Source organism: Streptomyces sp. NPDC053076, assembly GCF_044546845.1.
Taxonomy (GTDB): Bacteria; Actinomycetota; Actinomycetes; order Streptomycetales; family Streptomycetaceae; genus Streptomyces.
Window position 1 is genome coordinate 802640 of record NZ_JBITZL010000001.1, and the last position, 22764, is coordinate 825403.

A 22764-nucleotide genomic window follows, 5' to 3' on the forward strand; every position below is an offset into this window, starting at 1 on the left:
CGCCGGGGTTCCAAGGAGGTCTTTGCGCAGCGGACCCCGGGCTTCGGAGGTCTTTGCGCAGCGGACCCCGGGCTTCCAGAGGGGTCTCCCCGCAGCGGCCCGTCAGGCGTCCCCGGGATTCCTGCGCAGCAGATACGTGTCCATGATCCAGCCCTTGCGCTCCCGTGCCTCGGCCCGCAGTCGCTCGATGCGCGGACCGGCCTCCGCGATCGGCCCGGAGACGAGGATCTCGTCCGGCGTGCCTATGTAGGCGCCCCAGTAGATGTCCATGTCCTCCTCGGCGTACCGCCGGAAGGACTGGTGGGCGTCCAGCATCACGACCACGTCGTCCACCCCCTCCGGGAAACCCTCGGCCAGTCGCCGCCCGGTGGTGATCTGCACCGGACGCGCCACCCGGTTCAGACCCGTGCGGTGCCGGGCGACCAGCGCGGAGACACTGCTGATGCCGGGCACCACGTCGTAGGTGAACGACACCGTGCCCCGCTCCAGCACTTCCTCCAGGACGCCCAGCGTGCTGTCGTACAGCGCGGGGTCCCCCCATACCAGGAAGGCGCCGGTGCCGTCCTCGTCCAGCTCCTCCGCGATCAGCCGCTCATAGATCGCGGCGCGGGCGCTGCGCCAGTCGCCGACGGCCGGCGAGTAGGCAGTCCCGCCCGCCTTCCGGTCCCGCTCCGGGTCCCGCGCCTCCACCACCCGGTACGACCCCTGGGGCAGATGTGCGTCCAGGATGTCCCGGCGGAGCTGGGTGAGGTCGCTCTTCACCTCGCCCTTGCCGAGCAGGAAGAACACGTCCGTGCCCCGCAGCGCCTTGACCGCCTGCAGGGTGAGCTGGTCGGGGTCGCCCGCGCCGATACCGATGACATGAATCTTTCGCACGCCCCGAGTCTGCCGTACGCCACTGACAGCGTCTCCACCGCCTCCACACACCCAGCGACGACACCCGGCCACCCTCCCGCACAGGACTCACAATGACACCCGGCCACCCTCCCGCAAACGGCCCACGACGGTGCCCGGTCTCGGTCCCGCGCACGGTCCGGTGACGGTGCCCGGTCACGGTCCGGCGACGGCGCCCGGCCGTGCCCGCCGGCCGCCCGGGGAAGGCGCACCCGGTCAGGGGCCCAGCCGGGGGGCCTCGGTCCGGGCGTCCACCGGGGCCGGGTCGTGTTCCACGCGTCCCGCCAGCTCCCGTGCCCACCGGGTGAGGCCGGGCAGATCCAGGCCGTACGGCCGGTCCTCGCCCCGCTCGCTCTGCCACTCCTCGACCGCGCCCGCGCCCCGCCGCAGCAGCCGCGCCCCGCCGGCGGTGTTCCCGCGGGCCGCGTGGGTGAGCCCCACCGCGAGCTGCGCCAGCCCCCGCCACAGCGCCCGCTCGTCCCGCGGCCCCGATTTCCAGGCGTCCTCGAACACCTCGTGCGCGTGGAACGGCCGTCCCGCCACCAGCAGCGCCTGCGCCTCCGCGACCGTCTCCCGTGGCGCGCGCAGCACCCCCTCCGGCTGCCGGGGGACGCCCTCGGTGCCGTACGGCAGCGGGCGCCCCAGCCCGTCCCGGGGCCGCGCGTTGCGGGCCCGCCCGGCCTCGTCCCGGTCCCTGGCATCCGATGCGCCCGCGTTCGTCATACCGCCGATTGTCCCTCGCCCCGTCCGGGCCTCCTTCGGCACACCCCCCCGGCGTGGGGTAAAGTTCTGTCCGCACGATCACGCGGACCACCGCGGGTGAGCGCAACGGGACGTGGCGCAGCTTGGTAGCGCACTTGACTGGGGGTCAAGGGGTCGCAGGTTCAAATCCTGTCGTCCCGACTTGCGAGAACGCAGGTCGAGGGCCGTACCGGAGGTTTCCGGTGCGGCCCTTCGCTCATGTCCGGGCCCGTGTGGTCAGCCCCGTTCGACGCTGACGCTCACCTCGCTGCCCGGGGTGGCCAGGACCCACGCTCGGCCGGGGGAGTGGCGCAGGACGTGGGCGGTGTCGGCGGCCGTGATCCGCCAGGTGCCCGGTGGCAGGGACAGGATGGTGACCCGGGAGCCGTGGGGTGCCGCGCGGTAGGTCAGCCGGTACACGCCGGACCCGGCGTCGTACGACGCGGAGCGGACCGTGCCCGCCACGCTCTGCGCGTACGGCTCGACGGTCAGCTCCTTGTTGGTGCGCAAGGCGCCGGTGTCGTCGACCGCGCAGTAGCCGCCGCCATAGCACCACACATAGCCCGCCCAGCCGGAGGTGTAGCGGCCCAGGGAGGCCATCGCGTCCCGGTAGAAGCGGTTCATGTAGGGCAGCGCGTTGTTCAGCGGACCCCACTCGCCGACCACGACCGGCACCCGGTACCGCTTCGGGTACGCGGTGACGGCCCGCTCGTACGCCTCGATCCAGCCGGCCCCGGGATCGTAGTCGCCGCCCGCCTCCATGGCGGTGTTGTAGAAGTGCGGCGCGTACACGACCCGGGGATCGTCGACGCGGCCGAGGCCGGTCGGTACGCCCTCGCCCACGATCGGGGTCGGTTCGACGAACACCCAGGCGTCCCGGTCGGCCGGACGGACCGCGTCGGCCAGGCGGTTGTACATCGGGGTGAGCTGCTCGCGTTCGATCCTGCGCGCGGCCGTCGCCAGATCCTCCCCGGGACGCGTCTCGCCCATGGGCTCGTTGACGAGGTCGTAGCCGAGCACGGCCGGGTGGTGGGCGAAGCGGGTGGCGAGCGTGCGCCACATCCCCGCCTGGGCGCGGCGGAGGTCCGCGTCCTCGTACAGGTGGGTGAAGGCGCGCTGCACGGCGGGCTCGAAGTACTCGGCGAACCAGTCGTCGGGATGCGCGGTGAAGGGGAGTCCGTCGGTCCTGGTCGCCCACTCGGGTATACCGCGGTGGCCGAAGGCGGGTCCGAAGACGTCCTGGTGGGCGTCGATCACCACCTGCACGTCGTAGCGCTCGGCCCAGTCCAGGATGCGCTCGATCTTTCGCAGGTAACTGCGGCTGTACTGACCGGGCTTCGGTTCCAGGTCGTCCCAGAAGACCAGCAGCCGGGCGAAGTCGAAGCCCTTGGCCCGCAGGTCGCGCAGGTGGCGCTCGGTGATGCCGGTGAGGGCTTCCTCGCCGCGGTGTGTCTTGTCCTCGATGTTCCAGCCGTGCAGGGTGAGGACCCGCCCGTGCCGGTCGGTGAGCCGGGGCAGGTCCTGCCCGGTCTCCTCGGCGTGGGCGGTGGCGGGGGCAAGCAGCGCGGCGAGTGCCGCGCCCGCCGTGAGAATCGCTCGCAGCACAGGGAACCTCCGGGCCGGCGGTGTTCTGGTGCCGCGCATCCCATCAGCAGCCGCACGACTTCTCAAGGGCCTTGACTTCGCGTGCACTTCAGCATGAAGACTCCCGTGCCATCAGCCATGTACGGGAGGACCAATGAAGTACCGCACGATCGGCACGGACCCCGCCACCCGTCGGCAGGTGAGCGTGCTCGCACTCGGCGCGATGCTGTTCGGGTCGCGTACGGACGAGAAGACCTCCTTCGCCGTCCTCGACCGCTACGTCGAGGCCGGCGGGAACTTCGTCGACACCTCCGACAACTACGCCTTCTGGGAGGACGGGAGTCAGGGCGGCCAGAGCGAGGAACTGCTGGGCCGGTGGCGGCGCAGCCGAGGCGTCGGCGACGAGGTCGTCATCGCCACCAAGCTCGGCGCCCGCCCGCTCGCTCCCGGGACCGGCTACACCGACAACGCCGAGGGCCTGTCCGCGAAGGTGGTCCGGGAGGCGGCCGACCGCAGCCGGGAACGGCTCGGCGTGGACCGGCTGGATCTGCTGTACGCGCACATCGAGGATCCCGCCGTCCCGCTCCAGGAGACGGTGGAGGGCTTCGCCGCGCTCGTCGCCGAGGGCACCGTGGGCCTGCTCGGCGTCAGCAACCACGCCGTGTGGCGGGTGGAACGGGCACGCGCCCTCGCGGCGGCCGCCGGCCTGCCCGGTTACGACGTGCTCCAGTACCAGCACAGCTACCTGCGCCCGCGCACCGACGTGCCCAGCGAGCTGTTCCCGGACGGCAGCCTCGGTGGCACCGACGCCCAGCTCCGCAGCTATCTGCGCGCGGAACCGGAGCTGACCCTGGTCGCCTACTCACCGCTGCTGGCCGGCGCCTACACCCGCGCCGACAAGCCGCTGCCGCCGGACTACGACCACGCCGGCACCCCCGCCCGGCTCGCGGTGCTGCGCGAGGTGGTCCGGGAGACGGGGGCGACCGCCAACCAGGTCGTGCTCGCCTGGCAACTGGGCAGCGGGCTGCCCGTGATACCGCTCGCCGGTGCCTCCTCAGTGGCCCAGCTCGACGAGAATCTCGCCGCCGTCGACCTGGAACTCACCGAGGAGCAGCGAGCCCGGCTGGACGCGGCCCACTGACCTGGGTGGTCGATGAGGAACCAGTGGTCCGCGCACGGCCCTCAGCCCTTGTTGGAGCCCAGCGTCAGGCCGCTGACGAACTGGCGCTGGAGCGCGAAGTAGACGACCAGGGTCGGGATCGCGGTCAGCAGGGAGCCCGCGGCGACCAGGTTGGGGTCGGTGAAGTACTGGCCGGAGAGGTTGTTCAGGGCTGAGGTGATCGGCATGTTCTCGCCGGTCGAGATCAGCACCAGCGCCCAGAAGAAGTCGTTGTAGATCCAGATGGACAGCAGGGTCGCCAGGGCCGCCATCGCCGGCTTGCACAGCGGCAGGGTGATCTGCCAGTACAACCGCCAGACCGAGGCGCCGTCGACCAGCGCGGCCTCGGTCAGCTCGTGCGGCAGCGAGCGCATGTAGTTGCTCAGCACGAACGCGCAGAAGCCGGACTGGAACGCCACATGGATGAGGACGAGGCCCAGCGCGGAGTCGTAGAGCTTGCCGCTCGCGGTGATGCCCGGCAGGTCGGTGAGCAGGTACAGCCGGTACAGCGGGGTGATGATGACCTGCTGGGGGAGCAGGTTGCCGGCCGTGAACACCAGCAGCAGCGCGAGGTTGAGACGGAAGTCGAACCGGCTGACGTAGAAGGCGACACAGGAGGACAGGAACAGCGTCAGCAGCACGGCCGGGATCGCGATCACCAGCGTGTTGCCGAAGTAGTGCAGCATGTCCGACTGCTGGAACGCGTTCTTGAAGTTGTCGAAGTTCAGCGTGTCCGGCCAGGAGACGTAGCCCTTGTCGCTGGTCTCGCTGTACGGGCGCAGGGCCGAGAAGACCGCCCAGAGCAGCGGCGCCAGCCAGGCCAGGGCGGTGCCCGCGAGGAAGACGTGCAGCAGGACCCGGGCGGGGCGGACCGGGGCGCGCCGCTTGAGTGCGAGAGTGGGGCCGCTCATGCGCGCCGCTCCTTCCGGAAGGTGGCGATCAGATAGGGGATGATCACCGCGAGGGAGATCACCAGCAGGACGACGGCGATGGCGGAGCCGTACCCGATGCGGCTGGACTCGCCGATGATGTTGTTGGTGACCAGGATCGACAGCAACTCGGTGCCCTGGGCTCCCTTGTTGAAGACGAAGACCAGGTCGAAGGCGCGCAGTGCCTCGATGATGGTGACGACGAGGACGACCGTGTTGGTCGGGCGCAGGGTCGGGAAGATGACGTGCCGGAACGTCTGCCACTCGTTCGCGCCGTCCAGCGCGGACGCCTCCCTGAGCGAGGGGTCGACGCTCTTCAGACCGGCCAGGTACAGGATCATCATGTAGCCGGCGTGTCGCCAGGACGCGGCGACGAGGACGGCCCACAGGTTGAGGTCGGGGTCGCCGATCCAGTCGATGTAGTGACCGGGTTCGTTGGCGCCGATGATGCTGTTGATCAAGCCCGTGTCGGGGTTGTAGACCAGCTGCCAGACGAAGCCGATGCACGCCATCGAGATGACGACGGGCAGGAAGAACGCGGTCTGGTAGACCCGCGTGAACCGGATCCGCTTGTCCAGCTGGACGGCGAGGAACAGGCCGAACGGCGTCGGGATCACGATCAGCGCCAGGAACCAGATGACGTTGTGCTGGACGGCCGGCCAGAACTGCGGGTTGTCGTTGAAGAGTTGCTCGAAGTTGTCCAGGCCGACCCATCTGATCGAGTCGAACCCGATGCCGTCCCAGGTGGTGAAGGCGAGGAAGATCGAGGCGATGGCGGTGACCCAGACCAGGATCACATGCAGGACCGTGGGCACGCCCGCCATCGCGGCGAGCGTGAACCGGTCACGGCGGGTCAGCAGGCGCCGGTGGCCGTGCGTGTCCCGCTTCTTCCCGGGCGCGGTCCCCGGCGTCGGCACGGCAGCCGCCGCCGGGGACTTCGTCGTCGTGTCGGTGGTCATCGGGTCGCTCACGAGGACGCGAAGATCGTCTTCTTCTGGCGCTCGATGGACGACAACAGGCTGTCCACGCCCTTGGGGTTCTGGAGGAACTTCTGCAGGCCGGGCTGCATCACCGTGGCGGTGAAGTCGGGGCGGCTGTCCCGGTCCATGAACTGGGTGAGGCTCTTGGCGCCGCCGATCATCTCGAACGCCTTCTTCTGCAGCGTTGAGTACGAGGTGGTGGCGGCCTTGTCGGAGGCGGCCACCACACTCGGATCGCTCTTGAGGTACAGCTCCTCGGCCGCCGGACCGCCCAGGTATTCCAGGAGCTTGACGACGCCCGCGTGGTTCTTGGGGGACCTGCTGACCATGAATCCGTCGGTCGGCGCCTCGACCGTGTCCTGGCCGTACGCGGAGTTCATCTCCGGGAAGGCGAAGAAGTCGAGGTCGTCCAGGTCGGCCTTGTCGGTGAACTGCTGAGCCACGAAGGAGCCCAGGAGGTACATGCCGGCCTTCTTCGACACCAGGGTCTGCGCGGCGTCCTGCCAGGTACGGCCCATGAAGCCGTCCTGGTGGTAGGGGAGGATCTCGGCCCAGTGGTCGAAGACGTCCTTCACCTTGGCGTCGGTCCAGGACGCCTTGCCCGCCATCAGCTCCACGTGGAAGTCGTAGCCGTTGAGGCGGAAGTTGATCTGGTCGAACGTGCCCATCGCGGGCCAGGCGTCCTTGTCGCCGAAGGCCAGCGGAACCAGGCCGTCCCTCTTCATCCGCTTCAGCAGGGCGACGAAGTCGTCCCAGGTGGCGGGAGTCTCGTAACCGTGCTGCTGGAAGACGCTCTTGCGGTAGAAGACCGCCCAGGGATACGTCGTCAGCGGCACGAAGTAGTACTTGCCGTCCTCGCCCTTGCTGAGCTTTTTCATCGCCTCGGGGAAGTGGTCCCCGATCTTCGCCCAGACGTCGTCGATCGGCGTGGCCAGCTTCTTCGCCGCGAAGAACTGCATGCGGTAACCGGCGAACCAGTGGAACACGTCGTCCGGAGTGCCCTGGAGATACGAGTTGATCTGCTCCTGGAAGGTGTTGTGGTCCTTCGTGTTCACGTCGACGGTGAGGCCGGACCGTTTCTTGAAGTCCGCGTAGACGCTCTCGAACGCCTTCTTCGGCACCGCGTCCGAGGCGTTGGAGCCGACGGTGACGGTCTTCGGGTCGGAGCCGGAACCGCTGCCTCCGCAGGCGGACAGCAGGGGTATGCCGGCCCCGGCGAGCAGAGCGGCACCGCCCGCTCCACTCAGCAGGGAACGCCGGCTGGGACCCGGGACGGACAGGCCGGAGGGGGACAGGCGCATGGCGGCTCCTGAGGAATACAGGGTTCGGCCAAGGGGATGAGTTGATCAGCGAAAGGTCTTCGAAACCGCTCAGAAACCAACTCGACCGAACATCGTGGGCGTAATAACAGCCCCATGTCCGCTCATGAGTCAATAGCTCCGGTCGCACTCGGGGGTCTCTTGCCCGAAACGTAATCGTCATCGTCACCTGCGCTGTTGAGGCGGGCGCACGCAGCAGCCCCCGCTGCCCTGACGGGCGGCGGGGGCTGTGCGAAACAGGTGGTTCCGTTTCAGGTTCTGACCAGCAGCTGGAACGCGAAGGCATAGCGGGACGCCCGGTACACATGGCTGCCGTACTCCACCGGCCGGCCGGCGTGGTCGTACGCGGTGCGCCGCATCGTGAGCAGGGCCGCGCCCTCCCGCTCGTCCAGCAGGGCGGCCTCCTCGGCGCCGGCGCCGCGCGCGCCGATGGACTGCCGGGCGCTGTGCAGGGTGATCCCGGCGGAGCGCAGCATCCGGTACAGGCCCGTCGACTCCAGCCGCTCGGTGTCGGGTTCGAGCAGGGAGGCGGGCAGGTGGTTGCGCAGGAACGCCACCGGCAGGCCGTGTGTGCGGCGCAGCCGCTCCAGCACGGTGACCTCGGCGCCCTCCGGAAGGCCGAGCGCGGCGGCGACGTCGGCGGGCGCCGGTATCCGCTCGTTGCGCAGCACCCGGGTGGTGGGGCCCTGTCCGGCCGACTCCAGGTCGTCGTAGAGGCTGCTGAGTTCCAGTGGGCGCCTGACCTGGCTGTGCGCGACCTGCGTGCCGACCCCGCGCCGGCGCACCAGCAGTCCCTTGTCGACGAGGGACCGGATCGCCTGGCGGACGGTCGGCCGGGACAGGCGGAGCCGGGCGGACAGGTCGACCTCGTTGCCGAGGAGGTCCCCGGGGATCAGCGCCCCCCGCTCGATGGCGGCCTCAAGCTGCCGGGCGAGCTGGTGGTACAGCGGCACCGGGCTCCTGCGGTCCAGGGTGAAGGCCACGGCGTCGAGGGGGGTGATCGCCCGGTGCCGTTCGCTGCGGGGTGCGGTGTACTGGGCTCATGCCTCTCAGGTGTAGGGCCGGGGAGGTGAGGTGTCAATGATTTGTACTTACATTCGGACCACCTTGTGAAATGATGTCTTAACAAAGTATTGACAGCGGGCCCGACAGAGGCTTGTATCCCGTCCCAACGCATCCGCGTCCCTTGCCCCGTCGCACGCACAGTGAGGTGCAGGAAAGATGGACCGCTCTTCTCGCCCCCGCTCCCGCAGAATGGCCCCCCTCGTGGCCGTGGCCGCTGCGGCAGCCCTCACCCTGGCCGGCTGCTCCAGCAGTCACGGCGGCAAGAAGGCAGAGGAGGAAGCGGCGAACGCCGCCGCGGGCAAGGCCGACACGCCCCGCATGACCGTCGCGCTGGTCACCCACCAGGCGCCCGGCGACACCTTCTGGGACACCGTCCGCAAGGGCGCGGAGGCCGCGGCGGCCAAGGACAACGTCAAGCTCGTCTACTCCGCCGACCCGAACGCGGGCAACCAGGCCAACCTCGTGCAGAACGCGGTCGACCAGAAGGTGGACGGCATCGCGCTCACCCTGGCCAAGCCCGACGCGATGAAGGGCGTCCTGGCGAAGGCGGAGAAGGCCGGCATACCGGTGGTCGGTCTCAACTCGGGGGTGAGCGACTGGAAGAAGCTCGGCCTGCTGGAGTTCTTCGGGCAGGACGAGAGCGTGGCGGGCGAGGCGTTCGGCGACAAGCTCAACACCACCGGCGCGAAGAAGATCGTCTGCGTGGTCCAGGAACAGGGCAACGTGGGCCTCACCCAGCGCTGCGACGGCGTGCAGAAGACCTTCAAGGGCGCCACCGAGACCCTGTACGTGAACGGCACCGACATGCCGTCGGTGAGGTCGACGATCACGGCGAAGCTGAAGCAGGACCAGTCCGTCGACACCGTCGTCACCCTCGGCGCGCCCTTCGCCCTGACCGCGGTCCAGTCGGCGGACGACGCGGGCAGCAAGGCCAAGGTGGCCACCTTCGACCTCAACAAGGAACTGGTCAAGGCGGTGCAGAACGGCTCCATCGAGTTCGCCGTCGATCAGCAGCCCTATCTGCAGGGTTACCTGGCGGTCGACTCCCTGTGGCTGTACAAGAACAACGGCAACTACAGCGGCGGCGGCGAGCAGTCCGTGCTCACCGGACCGGCCTTCGTCGACAAGTCCAACGTCGACAAGGTCGCCGAGTTCGCCGCGAAGGGCACCCGGTGATGAGCATGCCCCAGCAGGCTCAGCCGGCGGTGGACCGGCCGCCGGCGTCCGGCCCGAAGCAGACCGACGGCCGCACCGCCCGCCGCCCGCTGCCCCTGCGGCTGCTGGCGAGGCCCGAGGTGGGCGTCTTCCTCGGTGCCGTCGCCGTCCTGGTGTTCTTCCTGATCACGGCGCCGCCGGTGCGTGACGGCAGCTCGATGGCGAACATCCTGTACCAGTCGTCGACGATCGGGATCATGGCACTGCCGGTGGCCCTGCTGATGATCGGCGGGGAGTTCGACCTGTCCTCCGGCGTCGCGGTGATCTCCTCGGCGCTCACCGCGAGCATGCTCAGCTACCAGCTGACCCTGAACGTGTGGACCGGGGTGATCGTCGCCCTGATCGTGTCCCTGGCGATCGGCGCGTTCAACGGCTGGATGGTGGTCAAGACCGGGCTGCCCAGCTTCCTGGTCACCCTGGGCACCTTCCTGATCCTCCAGGGCGCCAACCTCGCCGTGACCAAACTGGTCACCGGCAACGTCGCCACCGACGACATCAGCGACATGGACGGCTTCGACCAGGCCAAGAAGATCTTCGCCTCCTCCTTCGACGTGGGCGGGGTCCAGGTGAAGATCACCGTGGTCTGGTGGCTGGTCTTCGCCGCCCTGGCCACCTGGGTGCTGCTGCGCACCAAGTACGGCAACTGGATCTTCGCCGTCGGCGGCAACAAGGACAGCGCCCGCGCGGTCGGCGTCCCGGTGACCTTCACCAAGATCTCGCTGTTCATGCTGGTCGGGTTCGGCGCCTGGTTCGTCGGCATGCACAACCTGTTCTCGTTCAACACCGTGCAGTCCGGCGAGGGCGTCGGACAGGAGCTGATCTACATCGCGGCGGCCGTCATCGGCGGCTGTCTGCTCACCGGCGGTTACGGCTCGGCGATCGGCCCGGTCTTCGGCGCGTTCATGTTCGGCATGGTGCAGCAGGGCATCGTCTACGCCGGCTGGAACCCCGACTGGTTCAAGGCATTCCTCGGCGTGATGCTCCTCGGCGCCGTCCTGATCAATCTGTGGGTCAGCCGCGCGGCGACCCGGAGGTGACCCATGACTGACAACACAGCCGGAACCCACGGCGCCGTCCTGAAGGACACACCCGCCCAGGACGGGACCCTGGTCGAACTGCGCGGCGCCGGCAAGTCCTACGGCAACATCCGCGCCCTGCACGGCGTCGATCTCACGGTCCAGGCCGGCCGGGTCACCTGCGTGCTCGGCGACAACGGCGCCGGCAAGTCCACCCTCATCAAAATCATCTCGGGGCTGCACCAGCACACCGAGGGCGAGTTCCTCGTCGACGGACAGCCGGTACGCTTCTCCACACCACGCGAGGCCCTCGACCGCGGTATCGCCACCGTCTACCAGGACCTTGCCACCGTCCCGCTGATGCCGGTGTGGCGCAACTTCTTCCTCGGCTCGGAGATGACCCGGGGGCCCTGGCCCGTCCGCCGCCTCGACATCGCCCGGATGAAGGCCACCGCGGACCGGGAACTGCGCAACATGGGCATCGTCCTGGACGACATGGACCAGCCCATCGGCACCCTCTCCGGCGGCCAGCGCCAGTGCGTGGCCATCGCCCGCGCCGTCTACTTCGGCGCCCGCGTCCTCATCCTGGACGAGCCGACCGCCGCCCTCGGCGTCAAACAGTCCGGCGTGGTGCTGAAATACATCGCCGCCGCCCGCGACCGCGGCCTGGGCGTCATCTTCATCACCCACAACCCCCACCACGCCTACATGGTCGGCGACCACTTCAGCGTGCTGCGCCTGGGCACCCTCGAACTGTCCGCCGACCGCAGCGAGATCGGCCTGGAAGAGCTGACGAACCACATGGCCGGCGGCACCGAACTCGCGGCCCTCAAGCACGAACTGGCCCAGGTCCGCGGCGTCGACGTGGAAGAACTGCCCGAGGAGGGCGACCTCACCGCACCCACGGCGACCTCCCAGGAAGGAACACCCTGACATGGCGCACCCCTCTTCGCTCGACCGCATCCGGGTCGGCTCGGCCCCCGACTCCTGGGGTGTCTGGTTCCCCGACGACCCGCGCCAGGTGCCCTGGGACCGCTTCCTCGACGAGGTCGCCGAGGCCGGGTACGACTGGATCGAACTGGGCCCGTACGGCTACCTGCCCACCGACCCGGCGCGGCTGACCGACGAGGTGGCCCGGCGGGGCCTGAAGGTCTCGGCGGGCACGGTCTTCACCGGCATGCACCGCGGCCCCGCCGTCTGGGAGGACACCTGGGCCCACGTCAGCCAGGTGGCCGCGCTCACCCAGGCGATGGGCGCGGGGCACCTGGTGGTGATCCCCTCCTTCTGGCGGGACGACAAGACCGCCGAGATCCTGGAGCCGCCCGAGCTGACCACCGAGCAGTGGGCGCACCTGACGAAGGGCATGGAGCGGCTCGGCCACGAGGTCAAGGAGACCTACGGTCTGGACATCGTCGTCCACCCGCACGCCGACACCCACATCGACACCGCCGACCACGTCGAACGCTTCCTGGACTCCACCGACGCCGAGCTGGTCGGCCTCTGCCTGGACACCGGGCACTACGCCTACTGCGGCGGCGACAGCGTCGAGCTGATCGAGACCTACGGCGAGCGCATCGGGTATCTGCACCTGAAGCAGGTCGACCCGGAGATCCTCGCCGGGGTGGTCGCGGGCGGGGTGCCGTTCGGACCGGCCGTGCAGCGCGGGGTGATGTGCGAACCGCCGTCCGGCGTCCCGGAACTGGGACCGGTGCTGGAAGCGGCGCAGAAGCTGGGTGTGGAGCTGTTCGCGATCGTCGAGCAGGACATGTACCCCTGCGAGCCGGACAAGCCGCTGCCGATCGCCCAGCGCACCCGGCGCTTCCTGCGGTCCTGCGGCGCCTGACGGTCCGAAGGGGGAGGGCGGGCGCGCCGGTTCCTTCGGTACCCCTACGGATTCGGCCACGGCGGGGCCGGGAACCAACGGGGGGCCGCGGGCGTTCTCACCGACAACGGGGAATGCCCGCGCGGACGGGAGGACGACATGGCACACCGCACGGAACTCCATGAGACGCCCCAGGAGGCCGCTGATGCGGCCACCGCCCGGCGTCACGAGCGCTTCGGTCAGCTGCCCGAGCGGATACCCCCGCAGGACATGGTGGAGACGAGGCCGGCGACCCTGCCCGACCCGGCGCGGGACACGTACAACGCGGACGAGTGGCTGATCCGCTACTGCGGCTGACCGCACACGGTGACGGCGCCCGGGCCTGTGCCCGGGCGCCGTCACCGTGTCCTCAGGCCCCCCGCACCTCCGCGAGCGGCACCGGCCGGTGCTCGTGCAGCGACAGGGTGCATGCCTCGGCGATCCAGCCGGCCTCCAGGGCGTCCTCGACGGTGCACGGCGAGGGCCGGGTGCCGGCCACGACCTCGGTGAACGCGCTGAGTTCGGCGCGGTAGGCGGCGGCGAAGCGGTCCATGAAGAAGTCGTGCGGGGCGCCGGACGGGAAGGTCGCACCGGGCTCGACCGAGCGGAGCGGAAGCTGGTCGTCCAGGCCGACGGCGATCGAGTCGGCGAAGCCGTGGAGTTCCATGCGCACGTCGTACCCCCGCGCGTTGTGCCGGGAGTTGGACACCACCGCGATCGTGCCGTCGTCCAGGGTCAGGATCGCGCCGGTGGTGTCGGCGTCACCGGCCGCCTCGATGTAGTCGGCGCCCCGGTTGCCGCCCACCGCGTACACCTCGGTGACCTCACGGCCCGTCACCCAGCGGATGACGTCGAAGTCGTGCACCGAGCAGTCGCGGAAGATCCCGCCCGACGCGGCGACGTACGCGGCCGGCGGCGGCGCGGGATCCAGGGTCGTGGAGCGGACCGTGTGCAGCTTGCCCAGCTCACCGGTCCGGACGGCGGCCCGCGCGGCGGCGAAGCCCGCGTCGAAGCGCCGGTTGTAGCCGATCTGGATCGGCACGTCGCTGTCCCGGACGGCCGCGAGGACCTCGACGCCCTCCGCCATGGTGCGGGCCACCGGCTTCTCGCAGAAGACCGGCACACCGGCCGCCACCCCGGCCCGGATGAGCGCCGGGTGGGCGTCCGTGGCCGCCGCGACGACGACGCCGTCCACCCCGGCCGCCAGCAGCGCCTCCGGCGAGTCCGCGACCTCGGCCCCGAACCGCTCGGCGGCGGCCTTGGCGGCGTCCGTGAACGGGTCGGTGACGACGAGCGACTCGACGGCGTCGAGGTGGGAGAGGGTCTCGGCGTGGAAGGCGCCGATGCGGCCGAGACCGAGGATTCCGATGCGCATGGGTGCTGCTCCTAGGGTGGGGTGCGGGTGCTGGTCGAGGCCGTCGAGCACGTTCTGGGCGTCGTCGGTCACCGAGCCGGTGACCAGGCGGGTCCGGTCGGACAGCGGCAGGAGGACGAAGTCCGCGATCTCGTCCGGCCGACCCGGCCCGCCCCTCGGCAGCCGGGCCGCGGCCTGCTCCTGCCAGTCGGCGCCGGCGCCATGGAAGGCACGCTGGGTGGCGTCCTCGCCGGGCCGGCTACAGGCCGACCCATCGGCCGCTCTCCGCGGACTCCGCCATGGCGTCGAGCACCATGGCGCTGTGCACGGCGTCCGCGAGGGTGGTGCCGTACGGCGTGCCCTCGGCGATGGAGCGCACGAAGCGGTGGGCCTCGATCACCTTCAGGTCGTCGTAGCCCATCGCGTTGGCCGCGCCCGGCTGGAACGCCGCGAACTCGCCGGCGTCCGGTCCGACGTACACCGTGCTCACCGGCTGGTCCCGGTAGGTCGTGCCACGGCTCACCCTCAGTTCGTTCATCCGGCGGAAGTCCCAGAACACCGCGCCCCGGGTGCCGTGCACCTCGAAGCCGTAGTTGTTCTGCTCGCCGACCGAGACCCGGCACGCCTCCAGGACCCCACGCGCACCGGAGGCGAAGCGGAGGAGGCAGTTGACGTAGTCCTCGTTCTCGACCGGGCCCGGCTCGCCGCCCGAGGCCAGGGCGTGGCCTGCCGTCGCCCCGGCCGGGCGGGCGCGTTCCGGTACGAAGACCGCGGTGTCGGCGGTGAGGGAGGCGATGTCACCGAGCAGGAACCGGGCCAGGTCGGCACCGTGCGAGGCCAGGTCGCCGAGCACCCCGCTGCCGCCCCGCTTCCGCTCGTACCGCCAGGTCAGGGCCGCGTCCGGATGGGCCGCGTAATCGCTGAAGAGACGGATGCGGACGTGGGTGACCATGCCGATCTCGCCGGAGGTGATCAGCTCGCGGGCGGACTCCACGGCGGGCGCGTTGCGGTAGTTGAAGCCGACCGTGCCCTGTACGCCGGCCTTGGCGACCGCGTCGGCGACCGCGCGGGCGTCCCCCGAGGTCAGGCCCACCGGCTTTTCGATCCAGAGGTGCTTGCCGGCCTCGGCCATCGCCACGCCGATCTCCCGGTGCAGGAAGTTCGGCGCGGTGACGCTGACGGCCTGGACGTCCGGATCGGCGGCCACCTCGCGCCAGTCGCGGGTCGCCGAGCCGAACCCGAACCGCTCGGCGGCCTCCTCGGCCCGCCCCGGCACCTCCTCGGCGACCGTGACCAGCCGGGGCCGCAGCGGGAGCCGCGGATAGTGATGCGGTAGCCGGGCGTACGCCTGGGCGTGCACCCGGCCCATCCAGCCGAACCCGACGACGGCGACACCCAGCGCATCCACCATGACAGCCCTTCCCGGCGTTCTTGGACCGGTCCATGCCCGGTGCGGCTCACCTTTGTTCGGACATGGCCTGTGTGTCAACCCTTTGACAGCGTGGCACGCCCCATGGAACGGTCCATGCCATGAGACCGCCGACGATCCGTGACGTGGCCGAACGGGCCGGCGTGTCGAAGTCGCTGGTCTCCCTGGTGCTGCGCGGCTCCGGCCCGGTGCGGCCCGAGAAACGGGACGCGGTGCTGCGGGCCGTGCGGGAGCTGGGCTACCGCCCGAACGCGGCGGCCCGCAGCCTCAGCGAACAGCGCAGCCGCACCGTCGGGGTCCTCCTGGACGACCTGCGCAACCCCTGGTTCGTGGAACTGCTCGACGGACTCAACTCCCTGCTGCACGCGGCCGGTCTGCACATGCTCCTCGCCGATGCCCGCCTCAACCGGCGCATGGGCCACGACCTCGCCGAACCCTTCCTCGACCTGGGCGTCGACGGACTCGTGGTGGTCGGCACGGTCCCGGACGCCGGCGCGCTCGGCGCACTGTCGCGGCGGATGCCGGTGGTCGTGGCGGGGGCCCGCGAGGCGCAGCCGCCGGGTGTGGACGTCGTCGCGGGGGACGACGAGCAGGGCGCCCGGCTCGTCACCGAGCACCTGCTCGGGCTCGGGCACCGCCGGATCGCGCACCTCGCGGGCCAGGGCGCCGTCGGGGAACTGCGCCGGCGCGGCTTCGAGACGGCGATGCGAGCGCACGGCGCCGAGCCGCTCGTCGAACCGGGCGACCTGACCGAGGAGAGCGGCTACCGCGGAACCGTACGGCTGCTCAGCCGCCCGGAGCGGCCCACGGCGCTCCTCGCCGTCAACGACATGGCGGCGGTCGGCGCGCTCTCGGCGGCCGGGGAACTGGGGCTGCGGGTGCCCCGCGACCTGTCGGTGACGGGCTACGACAACACCAGCATCGCCCGGTTGCGGCACCTGTGGCTGACCACCGTGGACACCGCGCCGTACGAGGCCGGCCGGCGGGCCGCCCGGTGCCTCCTGGACCGCCTTGCCGGTCATGACGCGGAGGGCGCCGTCCATCTGGCCCCGCCGACACTTCAGGTACGGGGAACGACGGGGCCGCCGCACTCCGCGACCGCTGCCGGCGTCCCGACGGCGTGACCGGGCCGAGTGCCCGGTTCGTCAGAGGTTGATCGCGTACGCCTTGCGCAGCGTCTCGTGCACGGTCCACGTCGTACGGTCGCCCGCGCGCAGCACCGCCATGTCGCCGGGCCCCACCCGCAGCGTCGGCCCGTCCGCCACCTCGATCGTCGCCGACCCGCTGATCACCACGAACAGCTCGTCCGCCTCCGTGTCCGTGACCACGCCCGGGGTGATCTGCCAGACGCCCCGGATCTGCCGCCCGTCCGGCGACTCCCAGACGACCTTCCCGGTGACCTCCGGGTCGCCCGAGACGATCTGCTCGGGGTCCAGGGGCTCGGGTTCGAGGCCGGCGTCGGGGATGTGGAGCGCGAAGCTGTGCGTCATACGGCCGACCCTAGTCGGCCCGCGAACCGTGGGGCCGTGGACAGTGTGTGGGACATCCGGCCTGGTCGCAGGACACTTCGTCGGGGCACGGACGGGCCGGGGCGTGGACTGGCGGGGCCGCCGGGACCGGGTGATCGTGGGGAGATGGCTGACTCCACGGTGGCCGGCACGGCACCGCACCGGCAGCACGACGCGCGCGAGCTCGTCCTGTTCGGCGGGGTGTACGGCGCCGTCCTCGCCAGCTCGATGGTCGCGGCGCTCACCCGGTACGGGCACACGTCCGCCGACGTCCGGGGCTACGACGCGGCGTGGGTGCTGGTGACCGCGTGCGCCTCCGCCCTCGCCCACGGCTACGCCCACTACATCGCCGAGCGGGCCCCGCACCGCCGCTGGGACGTCCTGATCGCCGTGCGCGACGAGTGGCCGCTCGTGACGGCCGTGCTGCCCACGGTCTTCCTGCTCGCGGGCGCGCGGGTGGGGTGGTGGCCGGCGAAGGGCGTCGAGTACGCGGCGTTCGTCCTCAACATGATGATCCTGTTCGTGCTCGGTCTGCTCACGGCCCGCTGGTCGGCGCGGCGCTGGCCGGTCGCCGTCCTCATGGGACTGGGGGACGCGCTGCTCGGGCTGATCGTGGTGGGGGCGAACGCGTTGATCAAGTAACCGCCGGGGTCCCGGGGCCGCGGCAGAGCGCCTCGACGGCCACCGGACCAGGCGTCCGGCCCAGGACGCCCGGTCCAGGGCGCCCGGTCCAGGGCGCCCGGTCCAGGGCGCCCGGTCCAGGGCGCTCGGCCCAGGCGCCTGGGCCGCGTGTACGGGCCTGGTGCTCCGGCTTGGCGTACGGGTTTGGCGCTCGGGCCTGGTGCTCGGGCCTTGTGTCGGGGCTTGGCGTGCGGGCCTGGTGCTCGGGCTTGGCGTACGGGCCGGGCGCCGGACGGTGTCAGTGGCCGGCGCGGACCCCGTCCAGGGCGATGGCGAGGACCCGGTCCCGCTGGGCGGCGTCCTCGAAGGCCGTCGCCGTGATCCCGGCGACCATCCGCAGCAGGTCCCCGAAGTCCATGTCCGCCCGGGCGGCACCGGCCCGCTGCGCACGTTCCAGCAGCGGGCCGCCGGCCGCGTACATGGACTCGCGGCAGGCCTGGAAGATGTCCGACTCGCCGTCGAGAGCCTCGCGCACCGCACGCTTGGTGACCATGTACCCGGCGAACCGGTCCAGCCAGGCCGTCAGCGCCTCCCACGGCTCCCGGTCCGTCAGTTCGACGGCGGCCCGGCACAGGGCGTTGACCTCGTCCGCGTAGACCGTCTCGAACAGATCGCGGCGGGTGGGGAAGTTCCGGTACAGCGTGCCGATGCCCACGCCCGCACGGCGCGCGATGTCCTCCAGCGAGGCGTCGGCCCCGTGGTCGGCGAACGCCTCGCGGGCGGCGTCGAGCAGGGCGTCGTAGTTGCGGGCGGCGTCCTTGCGGTGCGGCCGGCGGGTCGCCACGATCTCGCTGACGGGGAACGGCGTGGCCGTCACTGGGGCCTCCCGGGAGGGGAATCGATTGAACCGGAGGTGCGCCTCCGCTACAGTGGAGGAGTACCTCCACTTTACCAGTGCGGGGTGGCTCCGCCATGGCCGGACGCGGCCCACGCGACCGCCCCGCACCTGTCGCACGGCCCGTACGACCGTGCCCCTCAGCACTCGACCCTCCGTGTCCCCGCTTTCCGGAGAGGCTTCTTCATGCCCCGCCCGACAGCCCGCCTCACCTTCGCGGTCCTCGCGACCGGTGCCGGCGTGTTCTCCATGCTCCAGTCGCTGATCGCGCCGGCCCTGCCGACCGTCCAGCACGCCCTGCACACCTCCCAGTCCACCGCGACCTGGGTGATGACGGCCTATCTGCTGTCCGCCTCGGTCTTCACCCCGATCCTCGGCCGGGTCGGCGACCTCGTCGGCAAGAAACGGACCCTCGTCGCCGTCCTGCTGGCCGTCCTCGCCGGCTGTCTCGTCGCCGCGCTGGCGCCGAACATCGCTGTGCTCATCGTCGCCCGGGTCGTCCAGGGGGTCGGTGGCGCCCTGTTCCCGCTCTCCTTCGGCATCATCCGGGACGAGTTCGCCCCGGCCGAGGTCAGCGGCAGCATCAGCAACCTCTCCGCCGTGATCGCCGCCGGCGGCGGGGTCGGCATGGTGGCCGCCGGGCCCATCGTGTCCGCGCTCGACTACCGCTGGCTGTTCTGGCTCCCCGTGGGGATCGTCGCCGCGACGGTCCTGATCGCCCTGCGCTACGTCCCCGAGTCACCCAAGCGCGCCGAAGGCAAGGTCAGTTGGGGCGGTGCCGTGCTGCTCTCCGGCTGGCTGGTGGCCCTGCTGCTGCCGCTGAGCCAGGCCGGGCAGTGGGGCTGGGCTTCGGCGAAGGTGCTCGGCCTGTTCGCCCTCGCCGTTGCGCTGTTCACGGTGTGGCTGGTGACCGAGGCCCGCTCGCGCAGCCCGCTCATCGACCTGCGGGTGCTCAGGCTGCCCGCGGTGTGGACGACCAACGCCGCCGCCCTGCTGTTCGGCGCCGGCATGTATTCCATCTGGTCGTTCCTGCCCGGCTTCGTCCAGACCCCCGCCGCGGCCGGCTACGGCTTCGGCGCCAGTGTGACCGCCTCCGGCCTGCTCATGCTGCCGATGCTCCTCGCGATGTTCCTCTCCGGCGTCCTCTCGGGCCGCCTGGAGCCCCGCGTCGGCGCCAAGGCGCTGCTCACGACCGGGGCCGCGCTCGGCGCGCTGGCCTGCGGCTTCCTCACCCTCTGGCACGACGAGCAGTGGCAGATCGCCGTCGTCGCGGGTCTCTTCGGCCTCGGTATCGGACTGGCCTTCGCCTCGATGGCCAACCTCATCGTGGGCAGTGTGCCGGTGGAGCAGACCGGTGCCGCGACCGGCATGAACGCCAACATCCGCACCATCGGCGGTTCCATCGGCGCCGCGCTCACCAGCGTCCTGGTCACCGGCCGGCTCCAGCCCTCCGGTCTGCCGTACGCCTCCGGCTACACCCACGGCTGGGCCCTGCTCGCCCTGCTCTGCCTGGCCGCGGCCGGCGCGGCCCTCCTCGTCCCGGTCCACCGCTCCGGCCACCTGGCCGAGCCGCGGCCCGTGCCGGGGTCGACACGGGCACCCGCACAGGTGCGGTAGTGTTGACCTGCGTGATCACGCGGAGCGCTCCGTGTGGGACCGCGGCGGGACGTGGCGCAGCTTGGTAGCGCACTTGACTGGGGGTCAAGGGGTCGCAGGTTCAAATCCTGTCGTCCCGACTTGCGAACAAGCAGGTCGGAAGCCGTGCCGGAGTGATCCGGCACGGCTTCTCGTCATGCCGGCGCGAGCGGTCGACCGTCGGGTCCGCCCGGTCCGCCCGGTCCGCCCCACGAATCCTGCGTCGAGCGGGCCGCCGCAGCGGTGGCCCCAACGGCCGCCGACCGGACGCTGTCCCTTTTGTTTCCCGGTGCGTACACTCCACTGCGAAGTGTGATCTTCGCGGGCCGGAGGACGCGGCATGGGTGCACCCGGGACTCCCCGACGTGAAGTGGTCACGGGGGCTCCCCTACGTGAGGTGGTCACGGGGGCTCCCCGTGCGCCGCGTGGGGCCGCCCGCCCCGCCCGGACGCACCTGGTGGCGGACCCCGCCGTCGACGCCCGCGGCCTCCAGAACTTGATACGCCGTCAATTCCGGCTCGGGATGACGGCGTTCGGGATTCTCGTCGGCCTGCTCGGGCTGCTCCCCCTCGCCTTCACCGCCCTTCCGGACCCGGATGTCCGCCCGGGCAGTGCCCTGGTCGTCTGGGCCGTTCTCGGTGTCGCCGTCTACCCCGCACTCGTCGTCCTCGGCCGGTGGTACGTCGTACGCGCCGAACGCAATGAACGGGACGCCGTGGAACCCGAAAGGCCCTGATGGCGACCGTCGTTCAGCCGCCTGGCTCCGGACGCGCGCCAGGGGCCGCCGGGTGAACCAGACGTACGGCATCGTGGCCGTGTCGGCGGCCCTCGCCGCGACCTTGGTGATCGGCTCGGCGGGGCTGCGTATCTCCCGCACCACGTCCGACTTCTACGTCGCCTCCCGTACCGTGCCGCCGTACCTCAACGCCATGGCCGTCAGCGGCGAGTACCTCTCGGCGGCCTCCTTCCTCGGCATCGCCGGACTCGTCGCCGCCCAGGGCGTCGAGATGCTCTGGTTCCCCGTCGGCTACGCCGCCGGCTATCTCGTCCTGCTCGCGTTCGTCGCCGCCCCGCTGCGCCGCTCCGGGGCCTACACCCTGCCCGACTTCGCCGACTCCCGGCTGGAGTCGAAGGCCGCCCGGCGCGTCGCCGGTGTGCTCGTCGTCGGTGTCGGCTGGCTCTACCTGCTGCCCCAGCTCCAGGGCGCGGGCCTCACCCTCGGCCTGGTCACCGGCGCGCCGCGCTGGCTCGGCGGTCTGCTCGTCGCCGTCGTCGTCACCCTGGCCGTGGCCGCCGGCGGCATGCGCAGCATCACCTTCGTCCAGGCGTTCCAGTACTGCCTGAAGCTGACCGCGCTCCTCGTGCCCGCGATCTTCCTGGTCATCGCCTGGCACGGCGACCCGCATCCCGCCCGGTCCGTGGACGAGCCGCCGACCTTCCGCCGGCACACCCAGGTCACCGTCGACAGCACCGTACGCATCAGGATCGACGCCCCCCTGCGGGCCGTGGTGACCGGTGCCGTGGACGGCAAGGGCTACGCGGAGGGCCGGCTGGTGCTGGACCCCGGTGTGCACGAGGTCCGGGCCGGGACGACACTCCGGTTCCCGCCCACGGCCCCGGTGCCCGAGCGCGAGAGCGACGACGGCCGGCGCAGCGGCGCCGGGTGGGCGGCGCCGTCGTCCGGCGCTGGGGACGAGCACCCGCTGTACACGACGTACGGGCTGATATGCGCCACCTTCCTCGGCACCATGGGGCTGCCCCATGTCCTCGTCCGCTTCTACACCAATCCCGACGGCCGTGCCGCCCGGCGCACCACGGTGATCGTGCTCGCCCTGGTCGGCGGCTTCTACCTGCTGCCGCCCCTCTACGGTCTCCTCGGCCGGCTCTACGCCCCCGACCTGCTGCTCACCGGCAACACCGACGCCGCCGTCCTCGTGCTGCCGGAACGTCTCGTCGGAGGCGTCGGCGGCGACCTCCTCGGCGCGCTGATCGCCGCCGGCGCCTGCGCCGCCTTCCTGTCCACCGCCTCCGGGCTCACCCTCTCCGTCGCGGGCGTGCTCGGCCAGGACGTGCTGCCCTCGCTCGGCGTCCGCAACTTCCGGCTGGCCACACCGGCGGCGGTCGCCGTACCCGCCACGGTGAGCGTGGCCGCCAGCGAACTCCCCGTCGCCAACGCCGTGGGACTCGCCTTCGCGGTGGCCGCCTCGTCCTTCTGCCCGCTGCTGGTGCTCGGCATCTGGTGGCGCGGACTCACCGCGCCCGGCGCGATCGCGGGGCTCCTCACCGGCGGCGGCGGCGCCCTCACCGCGGTCGCCCTGACCATCGCCGGGCCCCTGGCCGACGGCTGGGTGCACACGCTGCTCGCCTGGCCGGCCGTGTGGTCGGTACCGCTCGGCTTCCTGACCATGATCCTGGTGTCCCTGGCCACCCGGGACCGGATCCCGCCCGGCACCGAGGCGGCCATGGGCCGCCTCCACCTGCCCGAACGCCCGGTGGACCGGGGCACGCCCACGCCCACCACCCGCCGAGGAGTGAGGACCCCATGACGAAGCTGAGGCC

The 22764-nt window shown here is 71.3% G+C and carries 22 protein-coding genes and 2 tRNA genes; 13 read left to right on the forward strand and 11 right to left on the reverse strand.

Translation table 11 applies throughout. From position 1 onward, the window contains the following. Window positions 1-102 precede the first annotated feature (102 nt). Window positions 103-876 (reverse strand): precorrin-6A synthase (deacetylating), encoded by a 774-nt coding sequence (gene cobF, locus ACIGYR_RS03205; protein ID WP_391848287.1) that lies wholly within the window; start codon window positions 874-876, stop codon window positions 103-105. A gap of 234 nt (window positions 877-1110) precedes the next feature. Further along, window positions 1111-1617, reverse strand: coding sequence for a DUF309 domain-containing protein (locus tag ACIGYR_RS03210; RefSeq protein ID WP_399602416.1), 507 nt, complete (start codon window positions 1615-1617; stop codon window positions 1111-1113). Window positions 1618-1723: 106 nt separating this feature from the next. Here ACIGYR_RS03210 and ACIGYR_RS03215 point away from each other — a divergent pair. Beyond that, a tRNA-Pro gene (locus ACIGYR_RS03215) sits at window positions 1724-1797 on the forward strand. Window positions 1798-1872: 75 nt separating this feature from the next. On the opposite strand, the gene ACIGYR_RS03220 is transcribed toward ACIGYR_RS03215, so the two are convergent. Next, a complete protein-coding gene (locus ACIGYR_RS03220) occupies window positions 1873-3279 on the reverse strand; it encodes a cellulase family glycosylhydrolase (protein ID WP_399602419.1) in 1407 nt (468 codons plus the stop codon). A 94-nt stretch (window positions 3280-3373) separates the two neighbouring features. On the opposite strand from ACIGYR_RS03220, the gene ACIGYR_RS03225 reads away from it, so the two are divergent. Continuing rightward, a complete protein-coding gene (locus ACIGYR_RS03225) occupies window positions 3374-4360 on the forward strand; it encodes an aldo/keto reductase (RefSeq protein ID WP_391848284.1) in 987 nt (328 codons plus the stop codon). A 41-nt stretch (window positions 4361-4401) separates the two neighbouring features. On the opposite strand, the gene ACIGYR_RS03230 is transcribed toward ACIGYR_RS03225, so the two are convergent. The 4 genes from ACIGYR_RS03230 to ACIGYR_RS03245 all read right to left on the reverse strand — a co-directional run bounded on the left by ACIGYR_RS03230 (window position 4402) and on the right by ACIGYR_RS03245 (window position 8589). Then, window positions 4402-5289, reverse strand: coding sequence for a carbohydrate ABC transporter permease (locus ACIGYR_RS03230; protein WP_399602421.1), 888 nt, complete (start codon window positions 5287-5289; stop codon window positions 4402-4404). Further along, window positions 5286-6266, reverse strand: coding sequence for a carbohydrate ABC transporter permease (locus ACIGYR_RS03235; protein ID WP_399602424.1), 981 nt, complete (start codon window positions 6264-6266; stop codon window positions 5286-5288). The genes ACIGYR_RS03230 and ACIGYR_RS03235 overlap by 4 nt, the downstream gene beginning before the upstream one ends. An 8-nt stretch (window positions 6267-6274) precedes the next feature. After that, complete coding sequence (locus ACIGYR_RS03240; protein WP_399602426.1) at window positions 6275-7588, reverse strand: ABC transporter substrate-binding protein; 1314 nt, start codon at window positions 7586-7588, stop codon at window positions 6275-6277. Between the two features lie 269 nt (window positions 7589-7857). Further along, window positions 7858-8589: a GntR family transcriptional regulator gene (locus tag ACIGYR_RS03245; protein ID WP_399602429.1), complete on the reverse strand. Its 732-nt coding sequence runs from the start codon at window positions 8587-8589 to the stop codon at window positions 7858-7860. A 238-nt stretch (window positions 8590-8827) separates the two neighbouring features. Here ACIGYR_RS03245 and ACIGYR_RS03250 point away from each other — a divergent pair, with 238 nt between their 5' ends. From ACIGYR_RS03250 to ACIGYR_RS03270, 5 genes are all read left to right on the forward strand, one after another. Further along, the gene (locus ACIGYR_RS03250; RefSeq protein ID WP_399602432.1) at window positions 8828-9847 is read left to right on the forward strand and encodes a sugar ABC transporter substrate-binding protein; all 1020 of its coding nucleotides are present in this window, start codon (window positions 8828-8830) and stop codon (window positions 9845-9847) included. Further along, the gene (locus ACIGYR_RS03255; RefSeq protein WP_391848278.1) at window positions 9847-10923 is read left to right on the forward strand and encodes an ABC transporter permease; all 1077 of its coding nucleotides are present in this window, start codon (window positions 9847-9849) and stop codon (window positions 10921-10923) included. Before ACIGYR_RS03250 ends, ACIGYR_RS03255 begins: the two co-directional genes overlap by 1 nt. 3 nt (window positions 10924-10926) lie before the next feature. Continuing rightward, the gene (locus ACIGYR_RS03260; protein WP_399602435.1) at window positions 10927-11835 is read left to right on the forward strand and encodes an ATP-binding cassette domain-containing protein; all 909 of its coding nucleotides are present in this window, start codon (window positions 10927-10929) and stop codon (window positions 11833-11835) included. 1 nt (window position 11836) lies between these two features. Further along, on the forward strand, window positions 11837-12745 hold the full coding sequence (locus ACIGYR_RS03265; protein WP_399602438.1) for a sugar phosphate isomerase/epimerase family protein: 909 nt from the start codon (window positions 11837-11839) through the stop codon (window positions 12743-12745). A 138-nt stretch (window positions 12746-12883) separates the two neighbouring features. Further along, on the forward strand, window positions 12884-13081 hold the full coding sequence (locus tag ACIGYR_RS03270; protein WP_399602440.1) for a hypothetical protein: 198 nt from the start codon (window positions 12884-12886) through the stop codon (window positions 13079-13081). Between the two features lie 52 nt (window positions 13082-13133). Here ACIGYR_RS03270 and ACIGYR_RS03275 read toward each other — a convergent pair whose 3' ends face one another. Continuing rightward, window positions 13134-14138, reverse strand: coding sequence for a Gfo/Idh/MocA family oxidoreductase (locus ACIGYR_RS03275; RefSeq protein ID WP_399602443.1), 1005 nt, complete (start codon window positions 14136-14138; stop codon window positions 13134-13136). Window positions 14139-14376: 238 nt separating this feature from the next. Then, window positions 14377-15528, reverse strand: a complete 1152-nt coding sequence (locus ACIGYR_RS03280) for a Gfo/Idh/MocA family protein (protein WP_399602445.1) — start codon at window positions 15526-15528, stop codon at window positions 14377-14379. A gap of 119 nt (window positions 15529-15647) precedes the next feature. On the opposite strand from ACIGYR_RS03280, the gene ACIGYR_RS03285 reads away from it, so the two are divergent. Then, the gene (locus ACIGYR_RS03285; RefSeq protein ID WP_399602449.1) at window positions 15648-16670 is read left to right on the forward strand and encodes a LacI family DNA-binding transcriptional regulator; all 1023 of its coding nucleotides are present in this window, start codon (window positions 15648-15650) and stop codon (window positions 16668-16670) included. Window positions 16671-16691: 21 nt separating this feature from the next. Here the strand turns inward: ACIGYR_RS03285 and ACIGYR_RS03290 are convergent, their stop codons facing one another. After that, the gene (locus ACIGYR_RS03290) at window positions 16692-17036 is read right to left on the reverse strand and encodes a cupin domain-containing protein (protein ID WP_399602452.1); all 345 of its coding nucleotides are present in this window, start codon (window positions 17034-17036) and stop codon (window positions 16692-16694) included. Window positions 17037-17180: 144 nt separating this feature from the next. Between ACIGYR_RS03290 and ACIGYR_RS03295 the strand changes: the two genes are divergently transcribed. Further along, entirely contained in the window at window positions 17181-17696 is a 516-nt protein-coding gene (locus ACIGYR_RS03295; RefSeq protein ID WP_399602455.1) for a hypothetical protein, read from the forward strand. Window positions 17697-17973: 277 nt separating this feature from the next. Here ACIGYR_RS03295 and ACIGYR_RS03300 read toward each other — a convergent pair whose 3' ends face one another. Beyond that, the gene (locus tag ACIGYR_RS03300) at window positions 17974-18552 is read right to left on the reverse strand and encodes a TetR/AcrR family transcriptional regulator (protein WP_399602457.1); all 579 of its coding nucleotides are present in this window, start codon (window positions 18550-18552) and stop codon (window positions 17974-17976) included. 204 nt (window positions 18553-18756) lie between these two features. On the opposite strand from ACIGYR_RS03300, the gene ACIGYR_RS03305 reads away from it, so the two are divergent. From ACIGYR_RS03305 to ACIGYR_RS03320, 4 genes are all read left to right on the forward strand, one after another. After that, on the forward strand, window positions 18757-20187 hold the full coding sequence (locus ACIGYR_RS03305) for an MFS transporter (RefSeq protein ID WP_399602460.1): 1431 nt from the start codon (window positions 18757-18759) through the stop codon (window positions 20185-20187). A 45-nt stretch (window positions 20188-20232) separates the two neighbouring features. Then, window positions 20233-20306, forward strand: a tRNA-Pro gene (locus tag ACIGYR_RS03310). A gap of 356 nt (window positions 20307-20662) precedes the next feature. Then, window positions 20663-20941, forward strand: coding sequence for a hypothetical protein (locus ACIGYR_RS03315; protein WP_399602463.1), 279 nt, complete (start codon window positions 20663-20665; stop codon window positions 20939-20941). Between the two features lie 52 nt (window positions 20942-20993). Then, window positions 20994-22751, forward strand: a complete 1758-nt coding sequence (locus ACIGYR_RS03320; protein WP_399602466.1) for a cation acetate symporter — start codon at window positions 20994-20996, stop codon at window positions 22749-22751. Window positions 22752-22764: the final 13 nt, after the last annotated feature.

What these genes read in the sequence shown, in the direction of transcription:
- ACIGYR_RS03210 (WP_399602416.1), bottom strand. Translation starts at nt 1,617, where the DNA reads ATGACGAACGCGGGCGCATCGGATGCCAGGGACCGGGACGAGGCCGGG.
- ACIGYR_RS03220 (WP_399602419.1), bottom strand. Translation starts at nt 3,279, where the DNA reads ATGCGCGGCACCAGAACACCGCCGGCCCGGAGGTTCCCTGTGCTGCGA.
- ACIGYR_RS03225 (WP_391848284.1), top strand. Translation starts at nt 3,374, where the DNA reads ATGAAGTACCGCACGATCGGCACGGACCCCGCCACCCGTCGGCAGGTG.
- ACIGYR_RS03230 (WP_399602421.1), bottom strand. Translation starts at nt 5,289, where the DNA reads ATGAGCGGCCCCACTCTCGCACTCAAGCGGCGCGCCCCGGTCCGCCCC.
- ACIGYR_RS03235 (WP_399602424.1), bottom strand. Translation starts at nt 6,266, where the DNA reads ATGACCACCGACACGACGACGAAGTCCCCGGCGGCGGCTGCCGTGCCG.
- ACIGYR_RS03240 (WP_399602426.1), bottom strand. Translation starts at nt 7,588, where the DNA reads ATGCGCCTGTCCCCCTCCGGCCTGTCCGTCCCGGGTCCCAGCCGGCGT.
- ACIGYR_RS03250 (WP_399602432.1), top strand. Translation starts at nt 8,828, where the DNA reads ATGGACCGCTCTTCTCGCCCCCGCTCCCGCAGAATGGCCCCCCTCGTG.
- ACIGYR_RS03255 (WP_391848278.1), top strand. Translation starts at nt 9,847, where the DNA reads ATGAGCATGCCCCAGCAGGCTCAGCCGGCGGTGGACCGGCCGCCGGCG.
- ACIGYR_RS03260 (WP_399602435.1), top strand. Translation starts at nt 10,927, where the DNA reads ATGACTGACAACACAGCCGGAACCCACGGCGCCGTCCTGAAGGACACA.
- ACIGYR_RS03265 (WP_399602438.1), top strand. Translation starts at nt 11,837, where the DNA reads ATGGCGCACCCCTCTTCGCTCGACCGCATCCGGGTCGGCTCGGCCCCC.
- ACIGYR_RS03270 (WP_399602440.1), top strand. Translation starts at nt 12,884, where the DNA reads ATGGCACACCGCACGGAACTCCATGAGACGCCCCAGGAGGCCGCTGAT.
- ACIGYR_RS03275 (WP_399602443.1), bottom strand. Translation starts at nt 14,138, where the DNA reads ATGCGCATCGGAATCCTCGGTCTCGGCCGCATCGGCGCCTTCCACGCC.
- ACIGYR_RS03280 (WP_399602445.1), bottom strand. Translation starts at nt 15,528, where the DNA reads ATGGTGGATGCGCTGGGTGTCGCCGTCGTCGGGTTCGGCTGGATGGGC.
- ACIGYR_RS03285 (WP_399602449.1), top strand. Translation starts at nt 15,648, where the DNA reads ATGAGACCGCCGACGATCCGTGACGTGGCCGAACGGGCCGGCGTGTCG.
- ACIGYR_RS03290 (WP_399602452.1), bottom strand. Translation starts at nt 17,036, where the DNA reads ATGACGCACAGCTTCGCGCTCCACATCCCCGACGCCGGCCTCGAACCC.
- ACIGYR_RS03295 (WP_399602455.1), top strand. Translation starts at nt 17,181, where the DNA reads ATGGCTGACTCCACGGTGGCCGGCACGGCACCGCACCGGCAGCACGAC.
- ACIGYR_RS03305 (WP_399602460.1), top strand. Translation starts at nt 18,757, where the DNA reads ATGCCCCGCCCGACAGCCCGCCTCACCTTCGCGGTCCTCGCGACCGGT.